The sequence below is a fragment of the Marivita sp. genome (assembly GCF_051251565.1).
GTDB lineage: Bacteria > Pseudomonadota > Alphaproteobacteria > Rhodobacterales > Rhodobacteraceae > Marivita.
Map to the genome: position 1 here is coordinate 1 of NZ_JBPOFB010000065.1, position 2414 is coordinate 2414.

The following is a 2414-nucleotide window of genomic DNA, read 5'->3' on the forward strand; positions in this document are numbered from 1 at the left end:
AACGGCATCAAACCAATAAACCAGCAGCTAACCGCCGCATGATGATCGCTTGGACACCAGATTTGACAATAACTCGCAGATTGTCGGCCATGACCAGATCGAAGCCGAGATAGTCGGAGGTTTGCCCTGCGGTGATCTCCGTCCTCATGGGCAGCCCAGCCGCATTGACGAGGAGGTGGATCTTGGTCGTGAAGCCGCCACGCGAACGGCCAAAACCCTGTCGCGGAGTCCCCCTTTAGCGCCCGCTGCCTGATGATGGGCGCGAACCACGGTGCTGTCGATCATTTGCAGTGCGTGCGGCACCGCGCCGCTTTCGTTCAGGGCGTCCATGATCTGCTCCCAGAGCCCCGCCAGCGTCCAACGCCGGAACTGGCGGTAGACGCTTGACCACTTGCCGAACTCTTCCGGCAGATCGCGCCAGGGAGAGCCTGCGCGCGCGATCCAGAAAATCCCATCAAGAACAAGGCGGTGGTTGGTAGGTTTGCGCCCGTTCGGGGCGCGGACTGTCCGGATGAAGCGCTCAAAGAACGCCCACTCCTCGTCCGACATCAGGTCTCGTGCCAAGCTGGTCTCCATCGCAGATACCAGCTTGAATCACGATAAGCGCGCCCTGTGAATCCCTTTTGTCAACACGTCCTACCGTCGCTGTTGGTGTCCATTTCGGCGAACTGCTCTTCGGTCACAGTCTTGTACACTGCGACAAGTTCTTCAAAGCTGACCATGCCATCCTCGTTCATATCGACATCTACCATCTGCGCGAAGGCAGGTGCAGTCAGAAGGAGGAAGCTGGCAAGAATTGTTGTATGTGTCTTCATGTTCTTCTCCAACGTGCAACAGACACAATCATCGGCGTGTCAATCAAAAGAAGAGCGTAGGATCGTCTAGCCTTCATTGTCGCCCGTCAACAGTCGGCGGAGGTCAACATGCAAGCTCCAAATTTCGGGCGGAAAACGGCTGGCGACCGGTAGCTGCTTTCCAACATTGACGTCCATCAATGAATGGCATCGATGGTGGCCTTTTGCTTGGCCGACGAAAAGAAGGAGGGGACATATGCAACATCAAAGTCGAGCAAGCGAGTCACAGGGATGGCATGACCATGACCCGGATCCGGAAGGTGTACCGCTCGGATTTCTTGCGACTGGGCGTTCTCGAAGTAAAGTCAGCGGGCGGCCGGACGATCCCATGGGGCCATTTCCAGATGTTACAGTGCAGGTCTTCACCGATCTTGGTTTGAACACCTCTGAAATCGCGCAGTACTTCGGAGTAAGCGAGAAGCGCATCATCAACCTGAAGAGTGATCGGGATCGGCAAGCAGCGAAAGGCCGTCTGCGAAAATTTGCAGAGAGGGTTCGTGGAAAGTTGCTCAACGGCACATACGGGTGAAGGCACGCGGTCGATACCCGGCGACAATTGCACATCCTATCCATAGGCCCGACCCTTTTCATTAGAAACCAGTGACGATGTCGAACAAAGTTCAAACAAGCACGGGAAAATGGAAGACAACCATTCTGGACCTGATCATACAGAGCCTACCCCGCGTCGCAACAGCTCCGTCTTTTGATGGGTCCGACGGGAATGCCAGTGACAGCAAGAGCGGTCAGTCGCAGGGTGACGGCCCGCAAAATCAACGCAAAGTCTTGGCCCTGCCGCTACTTCGGCTAACGTTGAGGGGTGAACCGACGTTGTATGACGCGTCGGTTCGCAGTGTTCTGTTGACGCCTGACAATGCGGTACCCTGCTTTCCGCGCGATCAATCCGCACCTGCCAATCTGCCAGAGCACCGTCATGCGTTTACAAACTCTCAAACCGATTACTTCGGGAATTCGGTCATCCGATAGGTCTTGCAACATTCAATCGTGTGCAGTTGTACCGAGCTTTGAACTGGCCTTCGCAAAGAAAACTGCAGGTCTTCGTTTGCAAATCGTCCTCCGTCACTCTGACACCATACTGTCACTTGTGATCGTCAAGAGAGGCAAGAAAAGGCGATCTGAAGCAATGAACGTGTCGCTTAGTAATGGTGATTTGGCTGCGCCGGTCAGGACCGACATCACCCATGCGCCAGATGAGCATCTTGCCGCAATTCTTCGTTCGGTTCGTGCAGGCAGCGACTGCAATTCAAAACCTCTGAGTGAACTCGGGTGACGCAGGCTTCGGCAGGCCAAGATGCAATCCCCAGCACCAGGTTTCCAAATGCAGATGTGCACGCTGCACCCCTATCCAATGCAGGGGTCGCATGGTGGTCGTATTCATCCGGGAACGTCCTAGCATCGCTTTTGACAACGGCTGAGGGCCTCGAAGATCAAGAAGCCGCCGCACGTCTAGCCGGACGCGAGATTACGATACATGAGGTAATCGCGGCGGCGCTGATCGGATGGATGGTGCAAGCTGCGGGGATAGAAGCCTTGAAGGAGATA

3 protein-coding genes and 1 pseudogene are annotated in these 2414 nt (G+C 55.3%); 2 read left to right on the plus strand and 2 right to left on the minus strand.

Features of this window, described 5'->3' with window-relative positions; all coding sequences use genetic code 11:
• Positions 1 to 76: 76 nt before the first annotated feature.
• A pseudogene (locus tag ACSHXH_RS19360) lies at positions 77 to 576 on the minus strand (IS5 family transposase); the annotation flags it as partial.
• Positions 577 to 626: 50 nt separating this feature from the next.
• Entirely contained in the window at positions 627 to 815 is a 189-nt protein-coding gene (locus ACSHXH_RS19365; protein ID WP_435673438.1) for an EF-hand domain-containing protein, read from the minus strand.
• A gap of 235 nt (positions 816 to 1050) precedes the next feature.
• Here ACSHXH_RS19365 and ACSHXH_RS19370 point away from each other — a divergent pair, with 235 nt between their 5' ends.
• Together ACSHXH_RS19370 and ACSHXH_RS19375 are read left to right on the plus strand one after the other, a co-directional pair.
• Complete coding sequence (locus ACSHXH_RS19370; RefSeq protein WP_435673439.1) at positions 1051 to 1383, plus strand: hypothetical protein; 333 nt, start codon at positions 1051 to 1053, stop codon at positions 1381 to 1383.
• Positions 1384 to 1785: 402 nt separating this feature from the next.
• Positions 1786 to 2142, plus strand: a complete 357-nt coding sequence (locus ACSHXH_RS19375; protein WP_435673440.1) for a hypothetical protein — start codon at positions 1786 to 1788, stop codon at positions 2140 to 2142.
• Positions 2143 to 2414: the final 272 nt, after the last annotated feature.